Origin of the sequence: Corallococcus sp. AB030, assembly GCF_003668965.1 — a bacterium.
Classification (GTDB): Bacteria; Myxococcota; Myxococcia; order Myxococcales; family Myxococcaceae; genus Corallococcus; species Corallococcus exiguus.
In genome coordinates, this window is the sequence record NZ_RAWQ01000512.1 from 1 (window position 1) to 424 (window position 424).

The window sequence follows — 424 nt, forward strand, 5'->3', positions numbered from 1 at the left end:
GTATGGTAATCAGCCAGTTGAGTTTTCTCATAGCTTTAGGAGTATTACCATAAATGTCTGTTTTTTTTACAATAACTTCAAACAATATTTTATTCTGCTTAGTGTTTCTTGTTTGCCCAACACTTCTGCAATATTAAAAACATGCGGGCCGAATTTGCCACCCACCAGCATTATGCGAAACGGCAACATTAATTCTCCTGCTTTTATTTCATTTACAGCAGCAATTTCTTTAAACTCTTTTTCTAATTCATCATGCTTCCAGAATTGAGTTAATTCATAAGCCCTTATCAATTCAGCAAAGAATAAATTCTTCTGCTCATTCCATTTAGGTTTTATAGCAGCAACGTCAATATTTTCCGGTTGCTTGAAAAAGAAAACAGATTGCTGAATAAAATCTGCTAAAAAAGTACAACGGTCTTTTACC

Annotated in this window: 1 protein-coding gene; it reads right to left on the reverse strand. The window is 33.7% G+C overall.

What is annotated here, in order from left to right:
- Nucleotides 1-66 precede the first annotated feature (66 nt).
- The coding region (locus tag D7Y15_RS45100; protein ID WP_199746086.1) for a hypothetical protein at nt 67-424 on the reverse strand (358 nt) is incomplete at its 5' end.